Genomic DNA, 24,382 nt, shown 5'->3' on the forward strand with positions numbered 1-24,382 from the left:
TGTTCACTCGGGCGCCTACCCATTGAGAATCGAGGTGAGAAGAGCCTCAAGACGTTGCTCAGAGAAGCTGTCCACCATGAGATAGCGTGGCTCGGCATAAAGCGCGTCATTGGCCGTGGTCGGCCGGTTGCCCAGGGCGTAAGCCGCTTGGTAGCCGCATTCGGCCGCTTGTCCCATCAAGTCACCATCGCAGAGGCCAAAGGGCCAAGCCAGCAGTGAAACGGGCTGACCGCACCGCTGCTGTAGCTCATCCTTTGACCAAGTCAGTTGCTTTGTCACGAACTGACGGTAGTTGGCGAGACTCATGTGGCCTTGCTCCCGGATCAGGTTCGGATGCCAGTAAGTGTGTGACCCCAACGCATATTGCCTCGATCGCGTCATTTCATGAACTTGTGCCCAAGTCATCGCATACCTGGCGTTGGATATCGCCGATGGATAGATGAACAATGTCATCTTCCAGCCATGCGAGGCCAGGATGGGCGCCATCACTTCGAATTGAGAGCGGTGCCCGTCATCGGCTGTCAAGATGACGGAGCGTTCGGGAATCGCAGTCCCCTTGCCGCATCGAAAGTCCACCCAGTCTTGCAGAGGGATGACATTGCATTTCAAACGCTCAATCAAGCGGAGGTGAGCCCTGAACAGCGAAGTCCTCACGGTCATGCTGTCCGTTGCTGTGTTGGAAAAACGGTGATAGGTCAATATCGGCAAGCGCTTGACGGCGGAATCCGCCTGTGGCGACCAAGCATGGACCATGGGCGTGAGGCCCGCAGAAGCGATGCTCAGGGCCGCGTGCCTTCGGCTGATGAATCCCTTCATCGGGGCTGGCGTCGGAAGGGGACAAGAATGCGTTGGTACATGGCATATCCGTCGAGGTGCTTGAGTGCCATCAATGAAAGCAGGAGCGCTGCCGCGCCTGTTCGCGCCATCTCACATTACAGAAGCTCGATGCCAAGACCTTGCGCTGGATCAAATGATGAGCTTCCGACTTGGCAAAGATGCTAGGTGTGAGGGGAACTCACTCAACGTTTAGCACGTCAGGAACGCAGGATGGTCATGGACTTCTACCGGGCGCTCGTCGATATGAGAAGGGCCGCACTGCAGTCCACGGATGATCAGGCACTGTATGACGAGGTGTGCCGAATCGCCGTGGTTTCGGGCCACGCGCTGATGGCCTGGATCGGCGTGGCAAGAGGCGACCGAGTTGTCCCCGTGGCATGGGCTGGCTCGGCACGGCAGTACACGCAAGGCCTGCAGATCAGCCTGGATCGCCAACTTGAGGCCCATCAGGTTTTCGGCCCAACGGCCTTTGCGATAGCCCACGGCAAGCCATATGTTTGCAATGATTTCTCCACGGACGAGCGTACACAGCCCTGGCGAGAGCACGCCGCGAGATTTGGCGTAGGGGCGTCGGTCGCTTACCCGATCAGACGAGGAGGACAAACGGTCGGCGCTCTGAATCTCTACTTTCGCACCGCCGGGTCTTGCGATGGCGCCTTGCTGGAGTTGCTGGAAATGATGGCCGCGGATCTCGATTACGCGTTGGAGCACATCGACCATCAGGTGGCCCGGGCCAAAGCCGAGGCGGCGTCCAAAGAGCACGAAATGCGTTTGGCGAACATCATTCATGTTGCACTTGAGGCTATCATCATCCTTGATTCGAAATTCAAGATCATCGTGTTCAACCGGTCCGCCGTGCAGATGTTTGGCGTGCCGGTTGAGGAAGCCATTGGTCAGCATCTGGATCAGTTCATTCCGGCAAATCATCGGGCATTGCATCGCCGTCATGTCACCGAGTTTGCTGCAACGGGCAAGACTGCCAGGCAGATGGGCAACATCCGTCGCGTGGAAGCTTTGCGCTCGGATGGCACTGTCTTTCCTATTGAGGCATCAATCTCCCGAGTGGGCGATGGGCAGCGCGCCTTCATGACGGTGATGATCAGGGATGTGAGCAAGTTGCGCGAGGCGGAAATGGCGCACATGGCTCGCGCAACGGCGGAAGCGGCCAACCGGGAGAAAACCAAGTTCCTGTCCCGCATCAGCCACGAGATACGCACGCCACTCAATGCAATCATGGGGTTTGCTCAACTCATTCAGCTTGACAAGGATGATCCCGCCACGCCGGTGCAGATGGTTCGACTGGGACATATCCTGAAGGCAGGTCAGCACCTGTGCCGCCTGATAGAAGAGACACTGGATGTCGCTCGCATTGAGCTCGGGCGTATTCCGATTGAACTGGTTGATATCGAGCTCGGGCAACTCATGGACGAAGTCCTGAACATGTGCGAAATTCAGGCCGCTCAGGCCGGAGTCCACATCGACGCGGCATACCGCTCCTCGAAAGACGTGAGCATGAGGGCCGACCCATCACGCCTGAGGCAGGTGCTTCTCAACCTGGTGTCCAACGCCATCAAGTACAACAGGCGTGGTGGATGGGTGCGTTTGGAGGTTGAAGAATGCAGTGAAGCCGTGACCATCACTGTGCGTGATAACGGCATTGGCATGACGTCAGCGCAACTGGCTGGATTGTTCGATCCGTTCAACCGACTCGGCAGAGAGGCCAGCGACATTCAAGGGAGCGGTCTCGGCTTGGTGCTGGCGCGACAGCTCGTTGAATTGATGGAGGGTGAACTTGTGATCCGCAGTGAAGCTGCCATCGGCACAATTGCCTCGGTCAAGTTGCCCCGGTGGGGTCAAGATGGTCACTCCGAATTTTGATCGAACGCAAGCGAAGAGTCGAGTGCTGGCGGCATCGTCTTGGTTTTCATGATCTACGGAGGCTTGAGATGAAACCCAACACTGCGCACCAAGGTCTGTTCGTGATCGCCAATTCTGGTGAAGCCAGGCTGTTTTCCAGACTTGGAGGGCAATGGCCCCTGCAACCTTTGGAGACCATCAAGCCTGTTGCCGAGCCGCTTCGCGGGGACCATGATCGGGGTAGTCAAACTGGGCACATGGTGCGTGATGGCCGCCCTGGCGGGACCTCGTTGTCACCGCGCATGGATCCTATGCGCAAGCGGCACATGGCGTTTGCCAGGCAAATTTCCGAGTCCATCGATCAAGCGATCAAGAACGGTTCATGCGATGAGTTGATCATTGCGGCGTCCTGTCCTTTCCTTGCGGCTCTTCAATCCTCTTTAAGTGTTCATGCCAGGAAATGCATGATCAGCGCACTTGATGTGGATCTCACATCGTTTGGGTTGACCGAGTTGGAGCGTCGACTGGAAGATCATCTGCGCCGGGCTGACCATCGCGTTTTTTGAACATGCCTGGTTTGAGATTTCGCAAATCGAGATCATGTCCGACACCTAGCATCGAACAAGGTGACATGGGCGAATACGGCGTGCGCACCGTCGCTTTTTTTCAGATCAATCCACGCCATAACTGAGGTCATAGCCATGAAAACAGATGCGCAACTGAAAAAGGACGTTGAAGCTGAATTGGAGTGGAACCCCGCCGTCAATGCCAGCAAGGTCGGCGTGGCCGTGCATGAAGGTGTCGTCACCTTGACGGGGCACCTGGACAATTACGCGGAAAAGCGCGCGGTTGAAAAGGCCGTGCAAATGGTGGCGGGTGTTCGCGGCATCGCACTGGAGTTGGACGTGAAGCTGGATCCTGGTCACCGTCGCAGCGATTCCGACATCGCCACGGCGGCAGAGCGGTCGTTTGCCTGGCATGCGCTTGTGCCGGCAGACAGGATCAAGGTGATCGTGGAGAAAGGCTGGATCACCCTCAAAGGTGAAGTCGACTGGGACTATCAACGCCGTGAAGCAGAAAAGGCTGTGCGCTCACTCACTGGGGTGGTTGGCGTGAGCAACGCGATCACCTTGAAAGCATCGGCAACCCCTGCGGATGTGTCTCGCCGCATCCATGATGCATTGACGCGTCACGCGGACAGTGAATCAAAGGGCATCACCGTGACCGTGAAGGAGGACAAGGTGACGCTGCAAGGCTTTGTTGACTCGTGGGCGGAGCGGGCGAGCATCTACGGTGCGGCATGGTCAGCGCCCGGCGTGAGGACAGTCGTCAACGAACTCAGCGTCCGTCCTTGAGTACCTTGTCAAGTCGCAGTCGGCAAAGGAGAGTCCAGTGTTGGTCATGGTGCTTCACGAGGCGGGTCAAGCGCTCAGGCTTGAGAAGCGACCAGATCCTGTTCCTGCCGCGGGCGAGATCAGGCTCAAGGTAGAAGCTTGCGCGGTATGCCGAACCGATCTCCATGTGGTGGATGGAGACATACCGGTGCCGCGGCTCCCCATCGTGCCCGGCCATGAAATCGTGGGTATCGTCGACATGGTCGGCGATGGTGTGCACGGCGTGCTGATTGGCGACCGCTTGGGGGTGCCGTGGCTGGGTGACACCTGTGGACGTTGTCGATTTTGTCTCGGCCAACAGGAAAACCTTTGTGATGCGGCAGTTTTCACCGGCCATGGCAAAGATGGTGGGTTTGCTACACATGTGGTCGCGAATGCCGCTTACTGCGTGCAGCTCGACCAGCACGCCGACCCGGTCAAGCTGGCGCCTTTGATGTGCGCGGGCCTGATTGGCTGGAGAACGCTGCGTGCTGCTGGAAGCCTGGCCAAGGAGCTCGGGATTTATGGGTTCGGGGCTGCCGCCCATTTGGTGGCGCAAGTGGCTTGCCAAGAAGGCAGTCGGGTCTATGCTTTCACTAAACCGCGTGACACGATGGCTCAGGAGTTGGCATGGAGCTTGGGCGCCTCTTGGGTTGGCGGCTCGGATGAGCAGCCACCTGTGGCGCTTGACGCGGCACTCATTTTCGCGCCCGTTGGCGAGCTTGTGCCCTTGGCACTGCAGGCTGTGCGTAAAGGCGGCAGGGTGGTTTGCGGTGGAATCCACATGAGCGACATACCCGCGTTTCCATACAAATACTTGTGGGGCGAACGCCATCTCTCCTCCGTGGCGAATCTGACCAGGGCGGATGCAGTCGATTTCTTCAAGGCCATCAGGCACATCAATTTGAAAGTTGATACCACCGTCTATCCATTGGCATGCGCCAATGACGCGCTGTCGAACCTGAGGGCCGGCCGCATTCAAGGGGCGGCGGTGCTGGTGCCTTGAGCATTGTTTGTCCAGAGGTTCGATATGAAACCTAAACGCATCCTGGTGATCCAGGGACACCCAGACCATTGTCAAACCCACTTTGGGCATGCCTTGTCGAACACTTATGCCAAGGCTGCTAGCGAGCATGGTCACGAAATCCGCAGCCTGTGCTTGGCCTCCGTAGATTTCCCGCTACTGCGCAGCCGACATGATTGGGAGGAGGGATCAATTCCTGAGTCATTGGTTTCGGCCCAGGAGGACATCTATTGGGCACAACACATTGCGCTGTTTTTTCCTTTGTGGCTGGGGGGCATGCCAGCGCTGCTCAAAGGCTTTCTGGAACAGGTGGCGAGGCCAGGATTCGCATTCAAGAACGTCAAAGACAGTGCTCTTCCTGCCAAACTGCTGGCGGGACGGTCCGCTCGGCTTGTCGTCACCATGGGGATGCCAGCCCTGGTGTATCGCTGGTACTACCGTGCCCACAGCATCAAGGCGATGGAGCGCAATATCCTGGGTTTCATCGGCATCAACCCAGTGTACGAAACATTGATTGGGACAGTTGAAGGGATGTCCGAGGATCAGCGTGAGCGCTGGCTTAGAAAGCTGGCAGCTTTAGGCGCCAAGGCGGCCTGATGACCGAGGAAGTGGCCTCGGCATCTCCAAGCCAGAGTGGCAAGAAGGATGAAATTCGCCTTACTTGGATGTTTTTGATGTCTTGGCCGGCGCAGGGCTCTTGCCCCCCGGGTTCAGCAGCACCACCAGCGCACCTGCGCCACCATCATCGCCGCGAGCCTGCACGAAGGCCAGCACGCGGTCGCTCTGCACCAACCAGCGCCGCACCTTGTCCTTGAGCACCGGGAGTTTGCCCGGCGATCCCAGGCCCTTGCCATGCACTACACGCACGCAGCGCCAGCCTTTGGTCTGGGCCTCACGCAAGAAGGCGCCCACCCGCTCGCGGGCTTCGTCGGTGCGCAGGCCATGCAAATCCAGGTGGCCCTGCACCGCCCACACGCCGCGCCGCAATTTGCGGGTCACGTCCTGGCCCACCTCCGGGCGGCGGAAGGACAGGGACTCGTCGGTTTCCAGCAGGCTTTCCACATCGAATTCGTCGGACAGCGACTCGCGCAGCACCGAGGCCTCGTCCTGCTGGCGCAGCTTGGGAACGGGGGCGGGCCGGGTGGCGCTGGAGCCCACCGCTCGCCCGTTGGGCGCCATGGCATAGACCGGCCCCACGGCCTGCTTGAACAGCTCGCGCTCCAGTTCGTGGGCGCGCTGCTCGGCCTCGCGCGCGGACCGTTCGGCCTGTTCTTGTGCGAGCTTGGCCGCCGTCTCCTTGGCGGCTTTTTTCAAAGCGCGCTTGAGGTCGGCGAAGTCGCTCAGAGGCGTGTTGGTGGAGGACTTGCGGGCTGGGCTCACAGTGCCTAGCCTACCTCAAGCCCGACGCGGTTTTTAAATCACAGCAAACCGCGCTCGGCGAACGACAGGGCGCCCCCAGCACCGACCACGAAATGGTCGAGCACGCGCACGTCCACCAAAGCCAGGCTGCTCTTGAGCGTTTGCGTCAGCAGCTCGTCGGCCCGTGAGGGCTCCAGCACGCCCGAGGGGTGGTTGTGGGCCAGGATCACGCTGGCGGCGTTCAGCGCCAGGGCGCGCTTCACGACCTCTCGCGGGTAGACCGAGGTCTGGCTGAGCGTGCCCCGGAACATCTCTTCGCAGGTGATCAGCCTTTGTTGCGAATCCAGGAACATCACCGAGAACACTTCGTGGGGCAGGGTGCCGATGTGCAGGCGCAGGTAGTCCTTGACCATTTGCGGCGAGGTGAACACCGGCTGCTCGCTCAACTCACAAGTCATGGCCCGGCGGGCCAATTCCATCACGGCGATCAATTCCGAGCGTTTGGCCGGCCCCAGCCCGCGGATGGCCGACAACTGCGCTGGCTGAGCCCGCAGCAGGCCTGACAATCCCCCCAGGTCACTCAGGACTTTTTCCGCCAGTTGCAACACGCCCAAGCCTTGCAAGCCAGTGCGCAGCAGCAGGGCCAGGAGTTCGGTGTCCGCCAGGGCTTGCGGCCCCATGGACAGCAATTTTTCGCGCGGCCGAAGGGCGGCGGGAAGATCTTTCATGGAAACGTTCCCTGATTTGGTGACTCAAACCTAAAATTGTCGTTTTTCCAAACTGAAAGCCCAATCCTCCTGAAGGGTGGGGCACGTTCCCATGACCACAGCTGTGCCCACCGTCGTCCCTGGCTCCTTCCTGACCCTGCATTACCGTCTGGCAGGCCCTGATGGCGGCGACATCGTCAACACCTTCGCCGACAAGCCGGCCACGCTGTCGCTGGGCTCGGGCGAGTTGTCGCCCGCGCTGGAGGCCCGCATGCTGGGCCTGCAAGAGGGCACCCGCACGGTGATCGAGCTGGACCCGGGCGAGGCCTTTGGCCCGCGTAACCCGGAACTGGTGCAGCGCGTGGCCTTGTCGCTGCTGCGCAAGCTGGGCGACATGAACGAAACCTGGGACGTGGGCGATGTGGTCCAGTTCCCCACACCCGATGGCCAAGGGGCTTTCGCCGGCGTGCTGCGCGAAATGGGCCCGGCCGGCGAAGATTGGGCTGTGTTTGATTTCAACCACCCGCTGGCTGGCCAGACGGTGACGTTTGAAGTGCAATTGATTGGGGTGCTGTGATGGGCAAACAGGTTGAGGACGTTTTGCTGGCTGAACCGCGCGGCTTTTGTGCCGGCGTGGACCGCGCCATCGAGATCGTCGAGCGCGCGCTGGAGCAATACGGCGCGCCCATCTACGTGCGCCATGAGATCGTGCACAACACCTATGTGGTCAACGACCTCAAGGCCAAAGGCGCCATCTTCATCGAAGACCTGGGCGACGTGCCGCCCGGCGCCACCCTGATCTTCAGCGCCCACGGCGTCAGCCAGACCGTGCGCCACGAGGCCGACGAACGCGGCTTCCAGGTGTTTGACGCCACCTGCCCGCTGGTCACCAAGGTGCACATCGAGGTGGCCAAGCTGCGCCGCGAGGGCTATGAGTTCGTGATGATCGGCCACAAGGGCCACCCCGAGGTCGAAGGCACCATGGGGCAACTCTCCGAGGGCATCTACCTGGTCGAAGACATCGACGACGTGGCCACCGTGCAGGTCACCACGCCTGACAAGCTCGCCGTGGTCACGCAGACCACGCTGTCGGTGGACGATGCCGCCGCCATCCTCGAGGCCATCAAGCAGCGCTTTCCCAACATCCGCGAGCCCAAGCGCCAGGACATCTGCTATGCCACGCAGAACCGCCAGGACGCCGTCAAGGTGCTGGCGCCCAAGGTAGACGTGGTCATCGTGGTGGGCAGCCCCACCAGCTCCAACAGCAACCGCCTGCGCGAATTGGCCGAGCGCCTGGGCACGCCCGCCTACATGGTCGATTGCCCGGAAGACCTGCAAGAAGCCTGGTTTGAAGGCCGCCCCCGAGTAGGCCTGACTGCCGGTGCCTCTGCGCCCGACGTGCTGGTGCAGCAGGTCATCGACCGCCTCAAGAGCCTGGGCGCTGTCTCAGTGCGCCGCCTGCAAGGCGTGGAAGAATCGGTGCGTTTCCCCTTGCCCAAGGGCTTGGGCGGCACCGGGCTGGACCGGCCATTGCCATCGCAGCGCACGCCCACGTGAACCTATTTCTCTCTTCTTCATTGAACCAACATGCTTGACATCACCCTGCTGCGCAAAGACCTCGATGGCGTGCTGGCGCGCCTGGCCTTGCGCAAGAACCCGCAGCCCTTCCTGGACGAAGCGCGCTTTCGCACCCTGGAGGCCGAGCGCAAGACCATCCAGTCGCGCACCGAAGAGCTGCAATCGCAGCGCAACAGCCTGTCCAAGCAGATCGGCGCGCTCAAGGGCAAGGGCGAAGACACCTCGGCCGTGATGGCGCAAGTGGGTGGCATCGGTGACGAACTCAAGGCCAGCGCTGAGCGCCTGGACGTGATCCAGGCCGAACTGCAAGACCTGCTGCTGTCCCTGCCCAACCTGCCGCACGAGAGTGTGCCTGTGGGCACCGACGAATCCGGCAACGTGGAAACCCGCCGTTGGGGTACGCCGCAGACCTACGCCTTCGAGGTCAAGGACCACGTGGATGTGGGCAGCCCGCTGGGCCTGGACTTCGAGACCGGCGCCAAGCTGTCGGGTGCCCGCTTCACGTTCTTGAAGGGCCCCATCGCCCGCCTGCACCGCGCACTCGCCCAGTTGATGCTGGACGTGCAAACGCAAGAGCATGGCTACACCGAGTGCTACACGCCCTACCTGGTGCAGGCCAAGGCGCTGCAGGGCACGGGCCAGTTGCCCAAGTTCGAACAAGACCTGTTCCACGTCACATCCGGTGATGGTGATGCGTCGGGCAGCAAGTGGTACCTGATCCCCACGTCGGAGGTCACCCTGACCAACTCCGTGGCCGACACCATCGTGCCCATGGACCAATTGCCTATCAAGCTGACCGGCCACACACCGTGCTTCCGCTCGGAAGCGGGCAGCGCTGGCCGCGACACGCGCGGCATGATCCGCCAGCACCAGTTCGACAAGGTCGAGATGGTGCAGATCGTGCACCCGGACGAAAGCTACCAGGCGCTGGATGCCATGGTCGGCCACGCCGAGGCCGTGCTGCAAAAACTGGAGCTGCCCTACCGCGTGATGTCACTGTGCACGGGCGACATGGGATTTGGCGCCACCAAGACCTTTGACCTGGAAGTGTGGCTGCCCGCGCAGAACGCCTACCGCGAGATCAGCTCGGTCTCCAACTGCGAAGCCTTCCAGGCGCGGCGCATGCAGGCGCGTTTCAAGAACGCACAAGGCAAGAACGAACTGGTTCACACGCTGAATGGCTCGGGCTTGGCCGTGGGCCGAGCGCTGGTGGCGGTGCTGGAGAACCACCAGCAAGCCGATGGCAGCGTCCGCATCCCAGCCGCGTTGCAACCCTACCTGGGCGGCCAGAAAGTGCTGAAACCTTGATGCTATAATCTGCGGCTTTCCAGCATTGGCTGGACGCTGACTAGACCCCAGCGAGCCCCGCATACAGGAGAGGTGGCAGAGTGGTCGAATGTACCTGACTCGAAATCAGGCGTACCGCAAGGTACCGTGGGTTCGAATCCCACCCTCTCCGCCAAGAAATGGTTTCGCGCGGTTTCACCAAGACCCCACTGACCACCAGAAAGCCTCGTCAACACGGGGCTTTCTGCATTTGGCGCCCCCAACAGTTGGTGACAAATTCCGGGCTAACCCTTGCGGACAAGCGCCCCACACGGTCACTAAACTCAAGGGGCCCTCAAAGGGAGGGCAGAGCGGGAGGCTCTTTTCCGAGAGCGAAGGCGGCCTCCCTTTTTTCATCATGAATTCAGTGGAGAGTAAACATGAAATTCGCATTCAAGACTGCGGTGATCGCCGCTACCTTCATCGCCGCCAGTTCGGCAAACGCCCAGAGTTGGCAGTTCCAATCGGGTTCGGGCGGCCTGACGTTTTCGGGAGACGCCTTGTCGGCCCTCAGCGCTTCGGGTTCCTCGATCGTGACCGCCGGCACCGTCCCGACCATTCCTGGCCTGGACATCAGTGGAGCGGTCAATACTGCGGCTTACACCAAGGCTACCGGCAACGTCAGCCTGACGTTCAGCGACGCCGTCACCAACGGCGACAATCTGACTTCGCTGCAAGCGGCCAATTCCTTTGTGCAGATTCGTCGCACCACCTTCAACGACGATGAAACCACCACCACGCGGTCGATTTTCATGGCCAACTTCGACGTGAACCTGTCCAACTCCACGATTTCGGCCGATCTGTACTCGCGCACGAATTCCGGCGCACTGGTGAGCTACGGCACGCGTTCCATTTTCGCGGCTGACATACCTGGTGTGGTCGGTGGCACCCAGGGGGTCATCGTGCCGGTTTTTGGCCCCGGTGGGCAGGTCACTGGCGAAGCCAGCGGCGGCCTCGCCGGCAGCTTGCGCATGAACCTGGGGACCGCCGACATCATCCTGGCCGACCTGGGCCTGAACACCTCGGCCACCGACCCGGTGGCCATCCTGGTGCGCACGGCCAACTGGGGCACGACGCAGGCCGCTGGCACCTTCGCAGTGCCCGAGCCTTCAACCTACGCCATGTTCGGCGTGGGCCTGTTGGCCGTGGGGGCCGCTGCTCGCCGCCGCAAGGCCGCCTGAGCCTGATCCCAGCCTTGGCGTTCTTCAAGGCTACCGAAACCGCCCCATACCCCGGGCGGTTTTTTTGCTTTTGGGGCGGTAAATCCGCACAAGCAGACGCGATCGCGCGCCGGATGAAATAATGTCGGTCTTTGCACACACCGTGCAAACCCCAGCACCCGCCCGGAGAGCGCATGAAAGACCACTACGCCAGCCTCGGCCTGGGCAGCGCCGCGTCCCTGGCTGACATCAAGAAGGCCTTTCGCCAGAAGGCCTCGCTTTACCACCCTGACCGCAACGCCGCCGACGACGCGGCCGAGCGTTTTCGGGCGGTGCAAGAGGCGTACGACGTCCTGTCCGACACGGCCAAACGTCAGGCCTACGACGACAACCGCCGCCGCAACCTGCTCGACAGCCCGATCGAGACCGCCCGCGACATCTGGCAAAACTATTTCAGCGCCTTGCTTTGACGAATTTCAGCCCCACATGAGCATCTCTCCCTTCTTCCACGAACTGCGCTCGGCCTACCAGGCTGAACTCGACGACCTGGCCTCTGACTCCGAAGGCAAGGATGTGCTGCGCCAGCGCCTGGCCGCCAAGCGCAAGGAGGTCGATTTCTTGCTACAGATGGTCGAGCTGTGCCCCGAGATGGTCGCGGTGGTGTTCCACCAGGGCTTTCGCTTTCCGCAGCCGGTGTTGATGGAGCAGTTGCTCAGCCTGGAACCGGACGATTTCCCCGAGTGGGACAGCCTGGAGAACGTCATCCAGCTGACCCCGTGGGCCCAGGAGCTGGCCAAGGTTTTCCTGAAAGAGGCTTCCGGAGGCCGTTTTCTGATCGTGGCCGCCGGCCTGGAATATCTGCACGGCAAGGCCGACCCGGCGCAGGCCGCCGCTGATGAAGACAACGAGGAGGACGGCGAAGACCGCGATGGTGATGGCACTTTTGAGCATGACGACAATGAAGAAGCCCGCGCACGCGAGGAAGCCGGTGCCGACTGGATGGTCGAGCAAGGCTTCGACCGCAAAGACTGATTAATTGAAGAAAGCACCTTGATGAGCAGCAACCACCTTGCCCTGATCGCCAAAACCCAAAGCCTGATCGCCGCCGGCGACATCGTGGGGGCCGAGTCCGCCCTGGTCGAGCTGGCCGACACCGAGGGCGATGGCGCGTTGATGGTCGTGCTGGACCAACTGCCCCCCAAGGACATCCTGGCCGTCATCCGCGAGTACGACAACTCCAAGGAGTCGATCATCAACCTGATGGTCACCCCGGCCCAGTTCGCCCGCGCGGTCGTGATCGAAAAGCGCTACAAGGACCTGACCCGCACCCACCTGCGCGGCATGGTCAACTCCATCATCTTCCGCGAAGACGCCAACCCGGTGGAGTTCCTCACCGCCGTGGGCGACCTGGAGGGCGGCAGCGAAGCCCTGGCCGACTATTTCGCCGACAAGTGGAGCCGGGTCGAGACCTTCGCCCGCACTGGCAACTTCGATGCCCTGGAAGACGATGGCCAGATGCTGTCCGAGACCGCGCTGTACGCCTCGGCTTATGCCAAGCCCACTGTCGATCAGGACGAGGTGGCCGACCAGGACTGGATGGAGCTGGCGTGGATCCTGCGCTACCAATGCCCGGACCTGTTCATCGAGATGCTGCTGGTGCTGCGCGCCAAATCGCGCGCCTTCGATGCTGGCGAGGAAGAGGCGGACGAAGCCGAAGAAGGCGATGGCAAGGTGGACCTGGCCGACACCGACCGCGGCAAGATCACGCCTGCCAATTTGGAATCGGAAGAAGAGTCGGCGATCTAAATGACGGGCAGTACCTCTTCCGATCCAGCTTCATCCATCGCGCTCTACGACGCACGGCCTTTCTTCGAGAAGGCCCTGCAGTATGGCGTGCAAAACGGCATCATCGACCAGGCCAAGCTCGACGCCATCTGCAACGACGCCCCCAAGGGCATGGTGCAGATCGCCAGCTATTTTGGCAGCGAGTTCCTGCAGCCCGAGCTTGAAAAAGCGAAAGACCGGCTGGTCAACCTGGTCAGCCTTTACCTTGAAGAGAGCTGCGGCGGTGACCTGCGCCAGGCCGCCGAATCCCTGCGCGACAACTCTTTCCTGTCGCGCTCCAAAGGGGGCTCGGACATGCTCAAGCGCCTGATCGCCATGCCGCAGACCAGCCACTTCGGCATGAACGAGCGCCATGGCTTCACCGACGACCACATCCCGCAGTTGGCCAAGTGGTCCCTGCGCAGCCTGGCCGATTACCGGGCCGAACTGGCCCAACGCAGCCACGCGGCGCAGGCCATGGACGCGGCCATCTGGCTGTCCGAGGCCCTGGGCTTCGAGGCCGCCGAGCTGGAAGAAGCCGGTGCCGACGCCGACGCGGTCATCCGCACCGCGCTGCTCGCCATGGCCACCAAGCGCACCGACATGCCCGACTGGGCCGCCTTCGACAAGATGGTGAGCGCCTTGCGCAAAAAGCCGCCAGCCACCTTGTCGGGGGGCATCCCGCCCAAGTTGCCGGCCCACCTCAGGCCCGTGGTTGACGAGGCCTGGGAATCGGTCCTGGCCGACCTGCCCAAGATCCTGGATGCCAGCGTGACACCGCAAAAGCTGTTCCACAAAACGGCGGCTTTCCGGGGCCGCTATTTCTGGATCGAAGATGCCCTGAGCGAGGTGGACCACCACGACCGCTCCGCCTCCGCCAGCTGGAAGAAAGTCACCGCGGGGCACAGTGACGAGGGCTCGCTGATCACCTTGTTCTTGTGCGTGGCCACCGGCACCGCCCCCAAAACCATGCTGACCGAACGCGGTGCGGCCACCCTGATCCGCAAGATCCGCAAGACCGGGCTGGACGCCGAACTGGCCATCCAGTACATCCGCGACCACGCGCCCATGCAGCACCAGGACGACTACGTGCAGTTGTGGCAATCGTTCATCGGTGAGGCGCAGGCTACCTTGAAAAGCGATGCCGATTACGCCCTGAAAGACGCCATGGCGGTGCTGCGCCGCGAGGCCAACGTCTCGCTGACTAGTTCGGCGTGATCTTCCAGAGTTCGCCGCGCTCGCGGTCGGTCACGATGTAGAGGGCGCCGTCCGGGCCCTGGCGCACATCGCGCATGCGTTGCTTGCGGTCCAGCAGGTGCTCTTCACCCACCACCCGATCGCCTTTGATCTCCAGGCGCACCAGCCACCCCTCTCTGAGGGATCCCAGGAACAGGCTGCCGCGCCAGGCCGGAAAGGCCGAGCCGGTGTAGAACTGCGCCCCTGAAGGCGCGATCACAGGGTCCCAGTAGTACACCGGTGGCTCAAACCCGGGCCGGTCGGTCAGGGCACCCTCGATGGGCTGGCCCGAGTACTCTTCGCCGAACGACACGAGTGGCCAGCCGTGGTTTTTGCCCCGGCCGATCAGGTTCAGCTCGTCGCCGCCTTGCGGCCCCATCTCGGCGGTCCACAAACGCCCCTGCGCGTCAAAGGCGGCCGATTGGACATTGCGGTGCCCCAGGCTCCAGATCTCGGGTTTCGCCCCGGGTGTGCCCACGAAGGGGTTGTCGGCAGGGGCGGTGCCATCGGGCTTCAGGCGCAAAATCTTGCCCAGGTGGCTGTCGATTCTCTGCGCGTGCGGCCGCATCTGGGTGTCCGAGCGCTCGCCCAGCGTCATGTACAGCATGCCGTCCGGGCCAAATGCCAGCCGCGAACCAAAGTGGAGCCCACCATCAAAGCCCGGCATGGACTGGAAGATCACCTTGGCCTGCTCGATGCGCAAGCGGTCTTTGGACAGCACACCGCGCGCCAGGCTGGTGCCGTTGAGGCCGCCGCCACGTGCCTCGGTGAAAGTCCAGTAGATCAGTCGGTCGGTGGCGAAAGTCGGGCTCAAGGCCACGTCCAGCAGGCCGCCCTGGCCACGCACCTCGACGGGGGGCAAGCCCGCCAAAGGCGGCCCCACCTCGCCCGTGGCCGACACGATGCGCATCGCGCCCACCTTCTCGGTGACCAACAGTGCCCCATCGGGCAGGGGCTCCACGGCCCAGGGGCGGTGCAATTCCTTGGTCAGCACCGTCAGCTTGAAGGCCACCTTGGCGGTCACGCCCGGTGCGCGGGTCTGGCCGGCAAAGGTTGGGTGTTGCGTCTCTGCGTTGGCCTGGCGGGTTTCGAGCGGGCCCTGCACGGAGGTGGCGTCCTGGCAGGCGGCGGTCAGGCCCACCAGCGCGAGCGCCACCCACAGCACGGTGCGCTTGACTTCAGCCATCGGTTGACCCGGCGCGTGTCCTCGCTTGTCGGCAAATATTGCTGCCTGTCAGCGTCAGGGTCAGGTTGCCGCCATCCCAGACCATCCAGTCCAGGTCGATGAATTCGTCAATGTCACTGGGGGGAATCAGGTCGGCGCGGCGTTGTTTCAGCAAATCGACGCAAGCAACCAGGGCGTCGCGCAGGGTGTCCAGGCGCGTGGGCAAGGCTGGTGGGGGCGTGACGGCGCCTTTGGTGCTGGCACGCGGGCGGCGTGCGCGGGGCCGGGCGGGCCCATTGAGCTCAGACATGGGGAAACTCCAAAAGCTGAGACACGTTAGCACGGCGGCGCGGCTTGTTCCTGCTGGATACTCCCGAGATGTCCCTGCATCGCAACCGAATCATCCGCCAGGTCCAGGTCCGGCCTCGCCTGTTCATCGCCGCCGGGCTGGCTGTGGCCATCATGGCACTGCTGCCCGCCAGTGTGGTGGAAAGCCTCACCACCCGGATGCTGATTGGCTGGAACAGCGGGGTGGTGCTGTACCTGCTGCTGGCCGGGGTCATGATGGCGCGTTCGTCGCGTGAAAAAATCCGCTGGCGTGCCAACCTGGAAGACGAAGGGCAACTGGTTATCCTGGCCCTGGTCATCGTGGCCGCCGTGGCCAGCCTGGCGGCCATCGTGGCTGAACTGTCTCTGGTCAAGGACATGGCCCGGGCCACCAAGTTCATGCACATCGGGTTGGCCATCATCACCATCGTGTCCTCCTGGGCGTTCACACATGTGATGTTCGCCCTGCATTACGCCCACGACTATTACCTGGATGGCGACCAGGGCGCTGTAGGAGGGCTGGATTTCCCGGGCACCGAGAACCCGGATTACGGCGATTTCGTTTACTTTTCCTTTGTCATTGGCACCTCCGCCCAAACGGCCGATGTCAGCTTCACCAACAGCGCCATGCGGCGCATCGGCCTGGTCCATTGCGTGCTGGCCTTCTTGTTCAACACCACCTTGCTGGCCCTGACCATCAACATGGCCGCCAGCATGATTTGAGGCGGTTCAGCCAGCGACCTTGAACATGCTGACGCGCTCGGCCAGTTGCTGAGCCAGTTTTTTCATCGACAAGGCCGCGGCGGCGGTTTCTTCCACCAGGGCGCTGTTCTGCTGGGTCGAGCGGTCCAGGTCCTGCACTGCCGCGCCAATGTCGGTGATGCCAGAGTTCTGCTGGCGGGCCGAGGCCGAGATCTCTTCCAGCAGGGTTTTCATGCGCTGCGCATTGCCCACCAGATCGCCCATGGTCTTGCCGGCGGACTGGGCCACTTGCGTGCTGTCATCGACCCGGCCCATGCTGTCGGTGATCAGGGATTTGATCTCGCGCGCGGCGGTGGCTGAGCGCAATGAAAGCGCTCGCACCTCGCCCGCCACCACGGCAAAGCCCTTGCCTTCGTCCCCTGCGCGCGCAGCTTCCACCGCTGCGTTCAGGGCCAGGATATTGGTTTGAAAGGCGATGCCGTCGATCACCGCGATGATGTCGCCGATCTGGCGCGAGCTGTCCTTGACCGCGTTCATGCTGGTCATGACTTGCTGGATGATGGCTTGTCCCTGGCTGGCCGCGTTGGCGTTGTCGCGCGCCAAGTCCGATGCAGCACGGCTGTGGTCGGCACTGACGTGGGCGGTCTGGGTCATGGCGCTCATGGAGGCCGCGGTTTGCTCCAGGCTGGCCGAGTTGGCCTCGGTTCGGGCCGACAGTTCCATCGAGCCCAAGCTGATCTCGCTGGCCCCGCTGAGCAGCGAGTCGGACGACTGCCGAACCTGCTGCACGAGGCCGCCCAGCGAGTCTTGCATGTCGCTCACGCAATGGATCAGTTGGGCGATCTCATCGCGGCCCCAAGCCTTGGGTTCGGTGGCGAGGTTGCCCTCGCGCATGGCGTTGAGGTGCGAGGCGATTTCGCGTAGGCCGCCGTCCAGCACCTTCTTGAAGGACAGGAACAGGTACAAAGCCGCCGCCACGCACAGCACCATCACGGCGGTGGTGATGTCGCGGGCCCGGGTCATGGCGTCGACGCGGGTTTCGATCAGCCCATCCATGTGGCTCGTGGCCCGGGCGGTCAAGCCGGCCAGTTGCTCAAGCGCCTGAAGCGCCGAGGCCTGGTGCGCACGGGCATTGCCCCGCGGTCCTTCCGGGCGCAAAAGGCTGGCTTCGGCCTGTTGCAGGAATACGCTGATTTGCCTCATCGCTTCATCGGCATTCACCTGCGAGCGCGAGTCGGTGTTGTAGGCGTACACCTTGTCCAGGCCGTCGCGAACCGCCTGCAGTTGGCCGTTGGCCAGCACCAGCAGCTCCGTCACCCGCCGAATCTGGGCCGGGGTGCCTCCTGAATTGGCCAGCATGGCCGATCCCAACTCACCCAGCTGCGCCAGGTGGTCGCTCAGCAAGGGCAGGCGGAACATCGACGCGTCCATCAGGTAGTAGCTGTCGATGTCAGGGTCCAGCGTCAGGTTCGAGCCGTCGGTCGAGGCCGCCAGCAGCGTGATCAACTGGTCGAGTTGCCGGGTGTGGGTGGCCCAGACGGTGTCGAAGCCGGCCGAGGGCGAGGCGATCTGGCGGTGGGCCTCCAGGAAATCCTGGTAGGGCTTGTCCGTGCCTAGCGTGGCACCGTCGGCCTGCTGTTCTGCGTCAAGCCGCTTCAACAGGGCCGCGACCTGTTGTTGAACCGCGGCCAGGTCGGTCGGTGGCACGTGGCTGACCGCCTCTGCCAAGGCCATGGAACGCTGGCGCTGCAAGGCGCTCACCAGCGGCATCACCTGGCGCGCATAGGTCACGCCGATGCGCTCCTTGGCCGAGAACCCGATCATGGCGGCCTTGTCGCCAAAGTACTGCCAGGACAACCAGAACAGCGGGATGGCGAACACCAGTGAAATGGTCAGGGCCTTGGTTTTGAAATCGATGCGTCGAAACAGCCTGACGCCAGGTGCCCAGGCACCGTGGTACCGGAAGAATTCCCATGAGCCACCTGCAACTGGCACCGCGTGCTTGGGGCGCGCGAGGTTTTGAGCTGATTCACTGAGCATGAGTCGACCTGGCTTGTATGTATTGCTTGTCCTATTTTCTGGCGATGGGGCGTTTTGAATAAAGGAAATAGTGCTGCCTTGGCGGCTTTTCTTTTCACAGATCTTTACGGGCCGGCCACAACGCCTTTACCCCCGGCTCGCACCATGGCGTCATGGACAGGTGGCAAGGGCCATCTCCCGCAAAGGAAACAAACATGGGCAAGATCGCAAAACTCACTCACGTTGCCGCCTGGAGGCCATTGGCCATGGGCAGTGCCTTGTTGGTCATTTCGGCCGTGTCGGCTTTCAGCATGAGCACCTTGGCGCAGGCCGAAGAACCCACTGCGGCGGCCAGCGCTCCGGCTCGCGGTGAGCATCCCCATCACCCGGGCCGCATGATGCATGGCCCCGGCCACGGCGGTCCAGGCATGATGCCGCTGGAAGGCCGCCGACTCGACCGCGTGCTGGACCAGGTCAAGGCGACCGACGCCCAGCGCACGCAGATCAAGGCATTGGCCAAATCTGCTCAGGCCGACCTGAAGCCGTTGCATGAAGCCGGGCGCAGCGTTCATGAACAAACGCTGGCCTTGTTTGCCCAACCCCAGGTGGATGCCGCCGCGGCCGAGAAGCTGCGCCAGCAAGGCCTGGCCAGCCACGACGCCATGAGCAAGCGGATGTTGCAGTTCGCGCTGGATGCCAGCAAGGTGTTGACCCCCGAGCAACGTGCTGAACTGGTCGCCAAGGTGCAAAAGCACCACGACCGGATGAAGTCGCGTGGCCAGGCCCATGCTCAGCTTGAGCATTGAGGCTGGAGGGGGCGACAATGCTGGACATGAGCGAGCACATCCTATTGATCGACGACGACCTGCGCCTGAGCGCCATGGTGGGCGACTACCTGCGCAGCCATGGCTACCAGGTCTCCAGTGCGCCCACCCTGAGCGCCGGCCGTGAACTGCTGGCGCGCCAGGCGGTCGATGCCCTGGTCCTGGACCTGATGCTGCCCGATGGCGACGGGCTGGACCTGTGCCGCGAGCTTCGTTCGGCCTCGCGCACCCGCGCCTTGCCCTTGCTGATGCTCAGCGCCCGGGGCGAGCCCACCGACCGCATCGTCGGCCTGGAGGTGGGCGCCGACGACTATCTGCCCAAACCTTTCGAGCCCCGCGAATTGCTGGCGCGCCTGCGGGCCTTGCTGCGCCGCACCAGTCCTGCCGCCCAGGATGACGACGTGTGGCGCTTTGGCCGGCTGGAGATCGATGCCGGCCTGCGCCAGGCGCGCTTGGCTGGCCAGCCCTGCGAGTTGACCTCGTACCAGTTCGATTTGCTGTCCGTGCTGGCCCAGCACCCAGGCCGCGTGCTCAGCCGCGACCACATCATGGACGCGCTCAAAGGCCACCCGCTGGAGGCCTACGACCGGTCGATCGACGTGCACATCTCGCGCATCCGTGCCGCCATCGAAGACGATCCCAAAGAGCCCAAACGCATCCTCACCGTGCGTGGTGCAGGCTACGTGTTCGCCAAGAAGCAGGACGCTGACATCGAAGCCGCATGAAGACCCTGGCGCTGCGGATCTACCTGACCGTGGTCACGGTCTTGCTGCTGTTCACGCTGGGCACCGGCTGGCTGGCGCAGCGCCACATGGAGCACGAGCGCAACGAGCTCCAGTCCCAAGCCGCCTCCAACGAGCGGGCCGCCGCCTGGGGCGAGCTCATCGAAAACAGCCTGCCGGCGGCCAACCAGCCCGAGGGTGATCAGGCGCAGGCCCTGCTGGAATGGGCGACACGGCTGCGCTTGCCCTTGGCGCTGGACAACCCCCAGGGTCGCCGCATCGCCACCTCCGACTTGATGCAGGAGCGTTTGCTGCGCCAGCGCGGATCCCTGGTCCGCCTTCAAGAGATTCGCCTCTCTGATGGCCGTGTCTTGTGGATCTTGCGCCCCTCATTGACGGGCGCACGGGGCCGAGGAGGCCCGCCTAACGGCGAGGGCGGCCCGCCGCCCGCAGGCATGGTCGGCCCGCCGCACTGGTTTGGCGGGCCTTTGGGTTGGTTGGTGCCGCCGCCCTGGTTACTCAGCGGCGCGCCGGCCTTGATCCTGTCCTTGCTGCTGCTGTTCGTGGCCGTGTCCATTGGTGCCTGGCCAGTGGCCAACCGCCTCACGCGGCGCCTGAAGGCCCTGCGGCAGGGCGTTGAAACATTTGGCTCGGGCCAATTGCAGCACCGCGTGGATGTGGAGGGGAAGGACGAAGTGGCCGACCTGGCGCAAAGCTTCAACCAGGCTGCCCAGCGCATCGAAGACCTCATTGGCGCGCACCGCAACCTGCTGGCCAATGCGAGCCATGAGCTGCGCTCACCCCTGGCCCGGCTGAAGATGGCCGTGTCCATGATGGCCGAACTGCCACCCGAGCGCAGCGACGCCCTGCGCCAGGAAATCAACCAGGACATCAAGGAGCTGGACGCCCTGGTGGAAGAGGTGCTGCTCGCCAGTCGCCTGGACGCCAAGTCCGAACTTGACCGCCAGCCAGTCGACCTGGTGGGCTTGGCCGCCGAAGAGGCGCGCCGTGTGGACGCCGTGCTGGAAGCCGATGAGGCTGCCGGCCAGGTGGTGAAGTTTGATGAGCGTCTGGTGCGACGCGCGGTGCGCAACCTGCTGGAAAACGCCAAACGCTACGGCGGTGACCGCGAACCCATCTTGCTGCACGTGGCCGCCGGGCCCTTGCTGGTTGAGATCAGCGTCAGCGACCGGGGGCCTGGTGTGCCGCCTGAAGAATGCGAGCGCATCTTCGAGCCCTTTTACCGCTTGCCCGGCCACTCGGAACACGCGGGCGGCGTGGGCCTGGGCTTGAGCCTGGTCCGCCAGATTGCCCAAAGGCATGGCGGCCAGGTGCGCTGCGAAGCCCGCGAAGGCGGGGGCAGCCGCTTTGTGATCACCCTGCCGAAGCAGCCCGCCCAATGGCCAGATAGTCCAGGCCGGAAGCCTTGACCAGGCTGGGCTCGTAGAGGTTGCGCCCGTCGAAGATGACCGGCGTTTTCAGGCTGGCCTTGATCTGGGCAAAGTCGGGGCTGCGGAATTCCTTCCACTCCGTGACGATGACCAGGGCATCGGCCTCTTGCAAGGCGCCCATGGGCGAGTCGGCGTAGCTCAGGCCGGGGTGCTTGCCGAAGATGCGCTGGGCTTCCTCCATGGCCACCGGGTCGTAGGCGGTGACCGTGGCCCCGCGCTTGAACAACTCTTCCAGCACCACGCGGCTGGTGGCTTCGCGCATATCGTCGGTGTTGGGCTTGAAGGCCAGGCCCCACACCGCGAAGCGCTTGCCCGTCAAGTCTTGCCCGAAGCGCTTGGTGACCTTGTTGACCAGCACCATCTTTTGCGCGTCGTTGGCGTCTTCCACGGCCTGCAGCACCTTGAGGTCCTGCCCTTCGCCGCTGGCCGTCTTGATCAGGGCCTTGACGTCCTTGGGGAAGCAACTGCCACCGTAGCCGCAGCCGGCGTACAAAAAGTGGAAGCCGATGCGCTGGTCGGAACCAATGCCCTGGCGCACGGATTCGATGTCAGCGCCCATTTTCTCGGCCAGCAAGGCCAGCTCGTTCATGAAGCTGATCCGGGTGGCCAGCATGGCATTGGCGGCGTACTTGGTGAGCTCGGCGCTGCGAACGTCCATCACCAGCACCTTGTCGCGGTTGCGCGAGAAGGGTGCATAAAGGGCGCGCATCAGCAGGATGGCTTGCTCGTCGTCGGCCCCGACCACGATGCGGTCGGGGCGCATGAAATCTTCAACGGCCGCGCCTTCCTTCAGAAATTCGGGGTTGGACACCACGGCGAATGGCGTGTTACTGCCCCGCTTGGACAGCTCGTCGGCGATCGCTGCGTGCACCTTGTCGGCCGTGCCCACCGGCACCGTGCTCTTGTCCACCACGACTTTGTAGTCGGTCATCAGGCGGCCGATGTTGCGGGCGGCGGCCAGCACGTATTGCAGGTCGGCCGAGCCGTCTTCATCCGGGGGGGTGCCCACGGCAATGAATTGCAAGGTGCCGTGCGCCACAGCGCGGGCGATGTCGGTGGTGAATGCCAGGCGGCCAGCCTTGACGTTGCGGGCCACCACCAGATCCAGGCCAGGTTCGTGGATGGGGATGCCACCCTCTTCCAGAATGCGAATCTTGTTTGGATCTACGTCCAGACACAGGACGTCATTGCCCATCTCTGCCAGACAGGCTCCGGTCACCAGGCCCACATAGCCGGTGCCAACAACTGATACTTTCATGGACGCTCAAAGGTTGGATTAAGACACTGACTGCATTCTGTCAGAACACCGGCCAGTGTCACCCCCTCATCTTTACGCCATGAACCCCAAGTTACGGGTTGACACGTCGAAATTCGCGATGTTGGGAGCAATGCCCACGCCGCCGCCGCTGCCGGTGAGGCTCGACTCGGGCACGTCCATCCACTTGCCCAGCGTGTAAACCACCTGATCGACAGACTGCGAGGGCAGCAGCACGCCGTTGGTCAGCAGGTGGGCGCTGAAATAGGTGCCTTGGTCGAAGGGGCTGAAGTCCGGGAAGCGGCCATACATGTCGCCACCCTTCACGCTGCCGCCGAAGACAAAGTGGTGACCGCCCCAGCCATGATCGGTGCCGTCGCCGTTGTTGTTCAGCGCGCGGCCAAAGTCCGAGGCGGTGAACGAGGTCACGTTCGAGCGCATGTCCTGGCCGCCAGGCATCTTGGAGAGCGCGTCGTAAAAATAAGCCACGCCATGGTCCAGTCGGGCCATCAGATCGTTGTGGCCGACCAGCAGGTTGTCATGGGTGTCAAAGCCGTTCAGCGTCACCATGAACACCTGGCGCTTGGCGCCAATGCCGGTCGCGCCCCTTGCGGCGATCATGCGTGCCACCACTTGCAGTTGCTGCGCCAGCGGATTGAGCGTGCTCAGGCCCGTGTTGGGGTCGGTGTATTTCAGCAAGGGATCGCTGGCGCTGGTGGCCGCGCCTGGGGTGCCCCAGGGCGCCTGCGCGGCAGAGGGCAGGGCGCTCAGCAAGGTGCTTTCCACACTCAGGGCCCGTTGAACGATTTTGGTGTAATCCTGGGCCAGCACGTCGGAGTTGGTGGGGGTGGACGCGATCTTGCGCACTGCCTGGTAAACCGCCGCGCTGCCGTAGGTGCTGCCTTCGCCGGCCATGCGGCTCAGGCCCGATGTGCTCAGTTGGTAGGGCATGACCTGCTTGCCCGACAGCCACACCGCCCCCCCATTGATCCCGATGCTCGAGAAGGTGCCCACGGTGTTGCGCGACATCAGGCTGTCCATCATCAGGCCGCCCCAGCCTGCCACGGTGCCCTCGGTCCCGAACGATTGCCACATCGATTGCTGGTCGTTGTGCGATCCCAGGTTGGAGGGCACGGGGAAACTCAGGCTGAACAGGTCGATCTTGTTGGTGGGCGTGATCAAAGGCCCCACATTGGCGATCACGGCCGCTTTGCCATCCACGTACATGTCGCGGATCCGCTTGAGTTGCGGGTGCAGGGCAAATGATTTGAAGTTGCGGTCGGCGTTGAACCCCCCCGCGTCCTTGACGGTGATAGGCAGCAGCTCGGAGCGCTTCAAGGCAATCGACAATGCGCCCGGCACCGGTGTGCCCCCATTGGCCACGATGGCCGCGTTGGAATCACGCGCCACGCTGTAGTAATACCAGGAGGCCTCGTCGGTGGGTATGACGGTGTTGTGGGCATCGTTGCCCCCGTTCAGGAAAATGCACACCAGGGCCTTGTAATCGGTGGTGGTGCTTGATTGGGCGGAGGCGACGCCCATCGAGGCCAGGTTCAATGCCCAAGGCGTGGCCAGGCCAGCGGCGCCCAGCACGCCAGCTTGTTTCAGAAATGATCGACGTTGGTTGGTGCTCATG

25 protein-coding genes and 1 tRNA gene are annotated in these 24,382 nt (G+C 62.8%); 18 read left to right on the top strand and 8 right to left on the bottom strand.

Annotation, left to right across the window (positions count from 1 at the left end; all coding sequences use genetic code 11):
- Positions 1 to 15: 15 nt before the first annotated feature.
- Complete coding sequence (locus LQ232_RS12110; protein WP_230180566.1) at positions 16 to 816, bottom strand: polysaccharide deacetylase family protein; 801 nt, start codon at positions 814 to 816, stop codon at positions 16 to 18.
- A 231-nt stretch (positions 817 to 1,047) separates the two neighbouring features.
- Here LQ232_RS12110 and LQ232_RS12115 point away from each other — a divergent pair, with 231 nt between their 5' ends.
- From LQ232_RS12115 to LQ232_RS12135, 5 genes are all read left to right on the top strand, one after another.
- Entirely contained in the window at positions 1,048 to 2,715 is a 1,668-nt protein-coding gene (locus tag LQ232_RS12115; protein WP_230180567.1) for an ATP-binding protein, read from the top strand.
- A 68-nt stretch (positions 2,716 to 2,783) separates the two neighbouring features.
- Positions 2,784 to 3,260, top strand: coding sequence for a host attachment protein (locus LQ232_RS12120; RefSeq protein WP_230180568.1), 477 nt, complete (start codon positions 2,784 to 2,786; stop codon positions 3,258 to 3,260).
- Between the two features lie 60 nt (positions 3,261 to 3,320).
- Positions 3,321 to 4,049, top strand: coding sequence for a BON domain-containing protein (locus tag LQ232_RS12125; protein WP_371820208.1), 729 nt, complete (start codon positions 3,321 to 3,323; stop codon positions 4,047 to 4,049).
- Positions 4,050 to 4,086: 37 nt separating this feature from the next.
- Positions 4,087 to 5,073 (top strand): zinc-dependent alcohol dehydrogenase family protein, encoded by a 987-nt coding sequence (locus tag LQ232_RS12130; RefSeq protein WP_371820209.1) that lies wholly within the window; start codon positions 4,087 to 4,089, stop codon positions 5,071 to 5,073.
- Between the two features lie 24 nt (positions 5,074 to 5,097).
- Positions 5,098 to 5,688, top strand: a complete 591-nt coding sequence (locus LQ232_RS12135) for an NAD(P)H-dependent oxidoreductase (protein ID WP_230180569.1) — start codon at positions 5,098 to 5,100, stop codon at positions 5,686 to 5,688.
- Positions 5,689 to 5,748: 60 nt separating this feature from the next.
- Here LQ232_RS12135 and LQ232_RS12140 read toward each other — a convergent pair whose 3' ends face one another.
- On the bottom strand, positions 5,749 to 6,471 hold the full coding sequence (locus LQ232_RS12140; protein ID WP_230180570.1) for a Smr/MutS family protein: 723 nt from the start codon (positions 6,469 to 6,471) through the stop codon (positions 5,749 to 5,751).
- 38 nt (positions 6,472 to 6,509) lie between these two features.
- Entirely contained in the window at positions 6,510 to 7,178 is a 669-nt protein-coding gene (radC, locus tag LQ232_RS12145) for a DNA repair protein RadC (RefSeq protein WP_230180571.1), read from the bottom strand.
- 91 nt (positions 7,179 to 7,269) lie between these two features.
- On the opposite strand from radC, the gene LQ232_RS12150 reads away from it, so the two are divergent.
- From LQ232_RS12150 to LQ232_RS12190, 9 genes are all read left to right on the top strand, one after another.
- A complete protein-coding gene (locus tag LQ232_RS12150) occupies positions 7,270 to 7,734 on the top strand; it encodes a peptidylprolyl isomerase (RefSeq protein ID WP_230180572.1) in 465 nt (154 codons plus the stop codon).
- The gene (gene ispH / locus LQ232_RS12155) at positions 7,734 to 8,714 is read left to right on the top strand and encodes a 4-hydroxy-3-methylbut-2-enyl diphosphate reductase (protein ID WP_230180573.1); all 981 of its coding nucleotides are present in this window, start codon (positions 7,734 to 7,736) and stop codon (positions 8,712 to 8,714) included. Before LQ232_RS12150 ends, ispH begins: the two co-directional genes overlap by 1 nt.
- A 30-nt stretch (positions 8,715 to 8,744) precedes the next feature.
- Complete coding sequence (serS, locus tag LQ232_RS12160; protein ID WP_230180574.1) at positions 8,745 to 10,043, top strand: serine--tRNA ligase; 1,299 nt, start codon at positions 8,745 to 8,747, stop codon at positions 10,041 to 10,043.
- A 66-nt stretch (positions 10,044 to 10,109) separates the two neighbouring features.
- Positions 10,110 to 10,197: transfer RNA gene (locus tag LQ232_RS12165), tRNA-Ser, on the top strand.
- A 244-nt stretch (positions 10,198 to 10,441) separates the two neighbouring features.
- Positions 10,442 to 11,242, top strand: a complete 801-nt coding sequence (locus LQ232_RS12170; RefSeq protein WP_230180575.1) for a PEP-CTERM sorting domain-containing protein — start codon at positions 10,442 to 10,444, stop codon at positions 11,240 to 11,242.
- A 173-nt stretch (positions 11,243 to 11,415) separates the two neighbouring features.
- Entirely contained in the window at positions 11,416 to 11,691 is a 276-nt protein-coding gene (locus LQ232_RS12175; RefSeq protein ID WP_230180576.1) for a DnaJ domain-containing protein, read from the top strand.
- Between the two features lie 16 nt (positions 11,692 to 11,707).
- Positions 11,708 to 12,253: a hypothetical protein gene (locus LQ232_RS12180; RefSeq protein WP_230180577.1), complete on the top strand. Its 546-nt coding sequence runs from the start codon at positions 11,708 to 11,710 to the stop codon at positions 12,251 to 12,253.
- A gap of 21 nt (positions 12,254 to 12,274) precedes the next feature.
- Positions 12,275 to 13,027, top strand: coding sequence for a hypothetical protein (locus tag LQ232_RS12185; RefSeq protein ID WP_230180578.1), 753 nt, complete (start codon positions 12,275 to 12,277; stop codon positions 13,025 to 13,027).
- On the top strand, positions 13,028 to 14,263 hold the full coding sequence (locus LQ232_RS12190) for a hypothetical protein (RefSeq protein ID WP_230180579.1): 1,236 nt from the start codon (positions 13,028 to 13,030) through the stop codon (positions 14,261 to 14,263). It begins immediately after the preceding gene.
- Here the strand turns inward: LQ232_RS12190 and LQ232_RS12195 are convergent.
- Together LQ232_RS12195 and LQ232_RS12200 are read right to left on the bottom strand one after the other, a co-directional pair.
- Positions 14,250 to 15,467, bottom strand: a complete 1,218-nt coding sequence (locus LQ232_RS12195; protein WP_230180580.1) for a PQQ-dependent sugar dehydrogenase — start codon at positions 15,465 to 15,467, stop codon at positions 14,250 to 14,252. The genes LQ232_RS12190 and LQ232_RS12195 overlap by 14 nt on opposite strands.
- The gene (locus tag LQ232_RS12200; protein WP_230180581.1) at positions 15,460 to 15,756 is read right to left on the bottom strand and encodes a hypothetical protein; all 297 of its coding nucleotides are present in this window, start codon (positions 15,754 to 15,756) and stop codon (positions 15,460 to 15,462) included. The genes LQ232_RS12195 and LQ232_RS12200 overlap by 8 nt, the downstream gene beginning before the upstream one ends.
- 68 nt (positions 15,757 to 15,824) lie before the next feature.
- Here LQ232_RS12200 and LQ232_RS12205 point away from each other — a divergent pair, with 68 nt between their 5' ends.
- Positions 15,825 to 16,496, top strand: coding sequence for a DUF1345 domain-containing protein (locus tag LQ232_RS12205; protein ID WP_230180582.1), 672 nt, complete (start codon positions 15,825 to 15,827; stop codon positions 16,494 to 16,496).
- 6 nt (positions 16,497 to 16,502) lie between these two features.
- On the opposite strand, the gene LQ232_RS12210 is transcribed toward LQ232_RS12205, so the two are convergent.
- Entirely contained in the window at positions 16,503 to 18,515 is a 2,013-nt protein-coding gene (locus tag LQ232_RS12210) for a methyl-accepting chemotaxis protein (RefSeq protein ID WP_230180583.1), read from the bottom strand.
- Positions 18,516 to 18,709: 194 nt separating this feature from the next.
- On the opposite strand from LQ232_RS12210, the gene LQ232_RS12215 reads away from it, so the two are divergent.
- Genes LQ232_RS12215 through LQ232_RS12225 form a run of 3 tightly spaced genes read left to right on the top strand, consistent with a single transcriptional unit; the run spans position 18,710 to position 21,470 of the window.
- On the top strand, positions 18,710 to 19,300 hold the full coding sequence (locus LQ232_RS12215) for a Spy/CpxP family protein refolding chaperone (RefSeq protein WP_230180584.1): 591 nt from the start codon (positions 18,710 to 18,712) through the stop codon (positions 19,298 to 19,300).
- 26 nt (positions 19,301 to 19,326) lie between these two features.
- On the top strand, positions 19,327 to 20,043 hold the full coding sequence (locus tag LQ232_RS12220) for a winged helix-turn-helix domain-containing protein (protein WP_230180585.1): 717 nt from the start codon (positions 19,327 to 19,329) through the stop codon (positions 20,041 to 20,043).
- On the top strand, positions 20,040 to 21,470 hold the full coding sequence (locus tag LQ232_RS12225) for a HAMP domain-containing sensor histidine kinase (RefSeq protein WP_230180586.1): 1,431 nt from the start codon (positions 20,040 to 20,042) through the stop codon (positions 21,468 to 21,470). The genes LQ232_RS12220 and LQ232_RS12225 overlap by 4 nt, the downstream gene beginning before the upstream one ends.
- Here LQ232_RS12225 and LQ232_RS12230 read toward each other — a convergent pair.
- Entirely contained in the window at positions 21,415 to 22,749 is a 1,335-nt protein-coding gene (locus LQ232_RS12230) for a UDP-glucose/GDP-mannose dehydrogenase family protein (RefSeq protein ID WP_230180587.1), read from the bottom strand. The genes LQ232_RS12225 and LQ232_RS12230 overlap by 56 nt on opposite strands.
- A gap of 72 nt (positions 22,750 to 22,821) precedes the next feature.
- A complete protein-coding gene (locus LQ232_RS12235; RefSeq protein WP_230180588.1) occupies positions 22,822 to 24,381 on the bottom strand; it encodes a DUF1501 domain-containing protein in 1,560 nt (519 codons plus the stop codon).
- Position 24,382 lies beyond the last annotated feature (1 nt).

It is taken from the genome of Aquabacterium sp. CECT 9606, from assembly GCF_918741295.1.
Taxonomy (GTDB): Bacteria; Pseudomonadota; Gammaproteobacteria; order Burkholderiales; family Burkholderiaceae_C; genus Aquabacterium.

Excerpts from the sequence above, each read along its gene's own strand:
- LQ232_RS12110 (WP_230180566.1), bottom strand. The coding sequence starts at position 816 with ATGAAGGGATTCATCAGCCGAAGGCACGCGGCCCTGAGCATCGCTTCT.
- LQ232_RS12115 (WP_230180567.1), top strand. The coding sequence starts at position 1,048 with ATGGTCATGGACTTCTACCGGGCGCTCGTCGATATGAGAAGGGCCGCA.
- LQ232_RS12120 (WP_230180568.1), top strand. The coding sequence starts at position 2,784 with ATGAAACCCAACACTGCGCACCAAGGTCTGTTCGTGATCGCCAATTCT.
- LQ232_RS12135 (WP_230180569.1), top strand. The coding sequence starts at position 5,098 with ATGAAACCTAAACGCATCCTGGTGATCCAGGGACACCCAGACCATTGT.
- radC (WP_230180571.1), bottom strand. The coding sequence starts at position 7,178 with ATGAAAGATCTTCCCGCCGCCCTTCGGCCGCGCGAAAAATTGCTGTCC.
- LQ232_RS12150 (WP_230180572.1), top strand. The coding sequence starts at position 7,270 with ATGACCACAGCTGTGCCCACCGTCGTCCCTGGCTCCTTCCTGACCCTG.
- ispH (WP_230180573.1), top strand. The coding sequence starts at position 7,734 with ATGGGCAAACAGGTTGAGGACGTTTTGCTGGCTGAACCGCGCGGCTTT.
- serS (WP_230180574.1), top strand. The coding sequence starts at position 8,745 with ATGCTTGACATCACCCTGCTGCGCAAAGACCTCGATGGCGTGCTGGCG.
- LQ232_RS12170 (WP_230180575.1), top strand. The coding sequence starts at position 10,442 with ATGAAATTCGCATTCAAGACTGCGGTGATCGCCGCTACCTTCATCGCC.
- LQ232_RS12175 (WP_230180576.1), top strand. The coding sequence starts at position 11,416 with ATGAAAGACCACTACGCCAGCCTCGGCCTGGGCAGCGCCGCGTCCCTG.
- LQ232_RS12180 (WP_230180577.1), top strand. The coding sequence starts at position 11,708 with ATGAGCATCTCTCCCTTCTTCCACGAACTGCGCTCGGCCTACCAGGCT.
- LQ232_RS12185 (WP_230180578.1), top strand. The coding sequence starts at position 12,275 with ATGAGCAGCAACCACCTTGCCCTGATCGCCAAAACCCAAAGCCTGATC.
- LQ232_RS12190 (WP_230180579.1), top strand. The coding sequence starts at position 13,028 with ATGACGGGCAGTACCTCTTCCGATCCAGCTTCATCCATCGCGCTCTAC.
- LQ232_RS12195 (WP_230180580.1), bottom strand. The coding sequence starts at position 15,467 with ATGGCTGAAGTCAAGCGCACCGTGCTGTGGGTGGCGCTCGCGCTGGTG.
- LQ232_RS12200 (WP_230180581.1), bottom strand. The coding sequence starts at position 15,756 with ATGTCTGAGCTCAATGGGCCCGCCCGGCCCCGCGCACGCCGCCCGCGT.
- LQ232_RS12205 (WP_230180582.1), top strand. The coding sequence starts at position 15,825 with ATGTCCCTGCATCGCAACCGAATCATCCGCCAGGTCCAGGTCCGGCCT.
- LQ232_RS12210 (WP_230180583.1), bottom strand. The coding sequence starts at position 18,515 with ATGCTCAGTGAATCAGCTCAAAACCTCGCGCGCCCCAAGCACGCGGTG.
- LQ232_RS12215 (WP_230180584.1), top strand. The coding sequence starts at position 18,710 with ATGGGCAAGATCGCAAAACTCACTCACGTTGCCGCCTGGAGGCCATTG.
- LQ232_RS12220 (WP_230180585.1), top strand. The coding sequence starts at position 19,327 with ATGAGCGAGCACATCCTATTGATCGACGACGACCTGCGCCTGAGCGCC.
- LQ232_RS12225 (WP_230180586.1), top strand. The coding sequence starts at position 20,040 with ATGAAGACCCTGGCGCTGCGGATCTACCTGACCGTGGTCACGGTCTTG.
- LQ232_RS12230 (WP_230180587.1), bottom strand. The coding sequence starts at position 22,749 with ATGAAAGTATCAGTTGTTGGCACCGGCTATGTGGGCCTGGTGACCGGA.
- LQ232_RS12235 (WP_230180588.1), bottom strand. The coding sequence starts at position 24,381 with ATGAGCACCAACCAACGTCGATCATTTCTGAAACAAGCTGGCGTGCTG.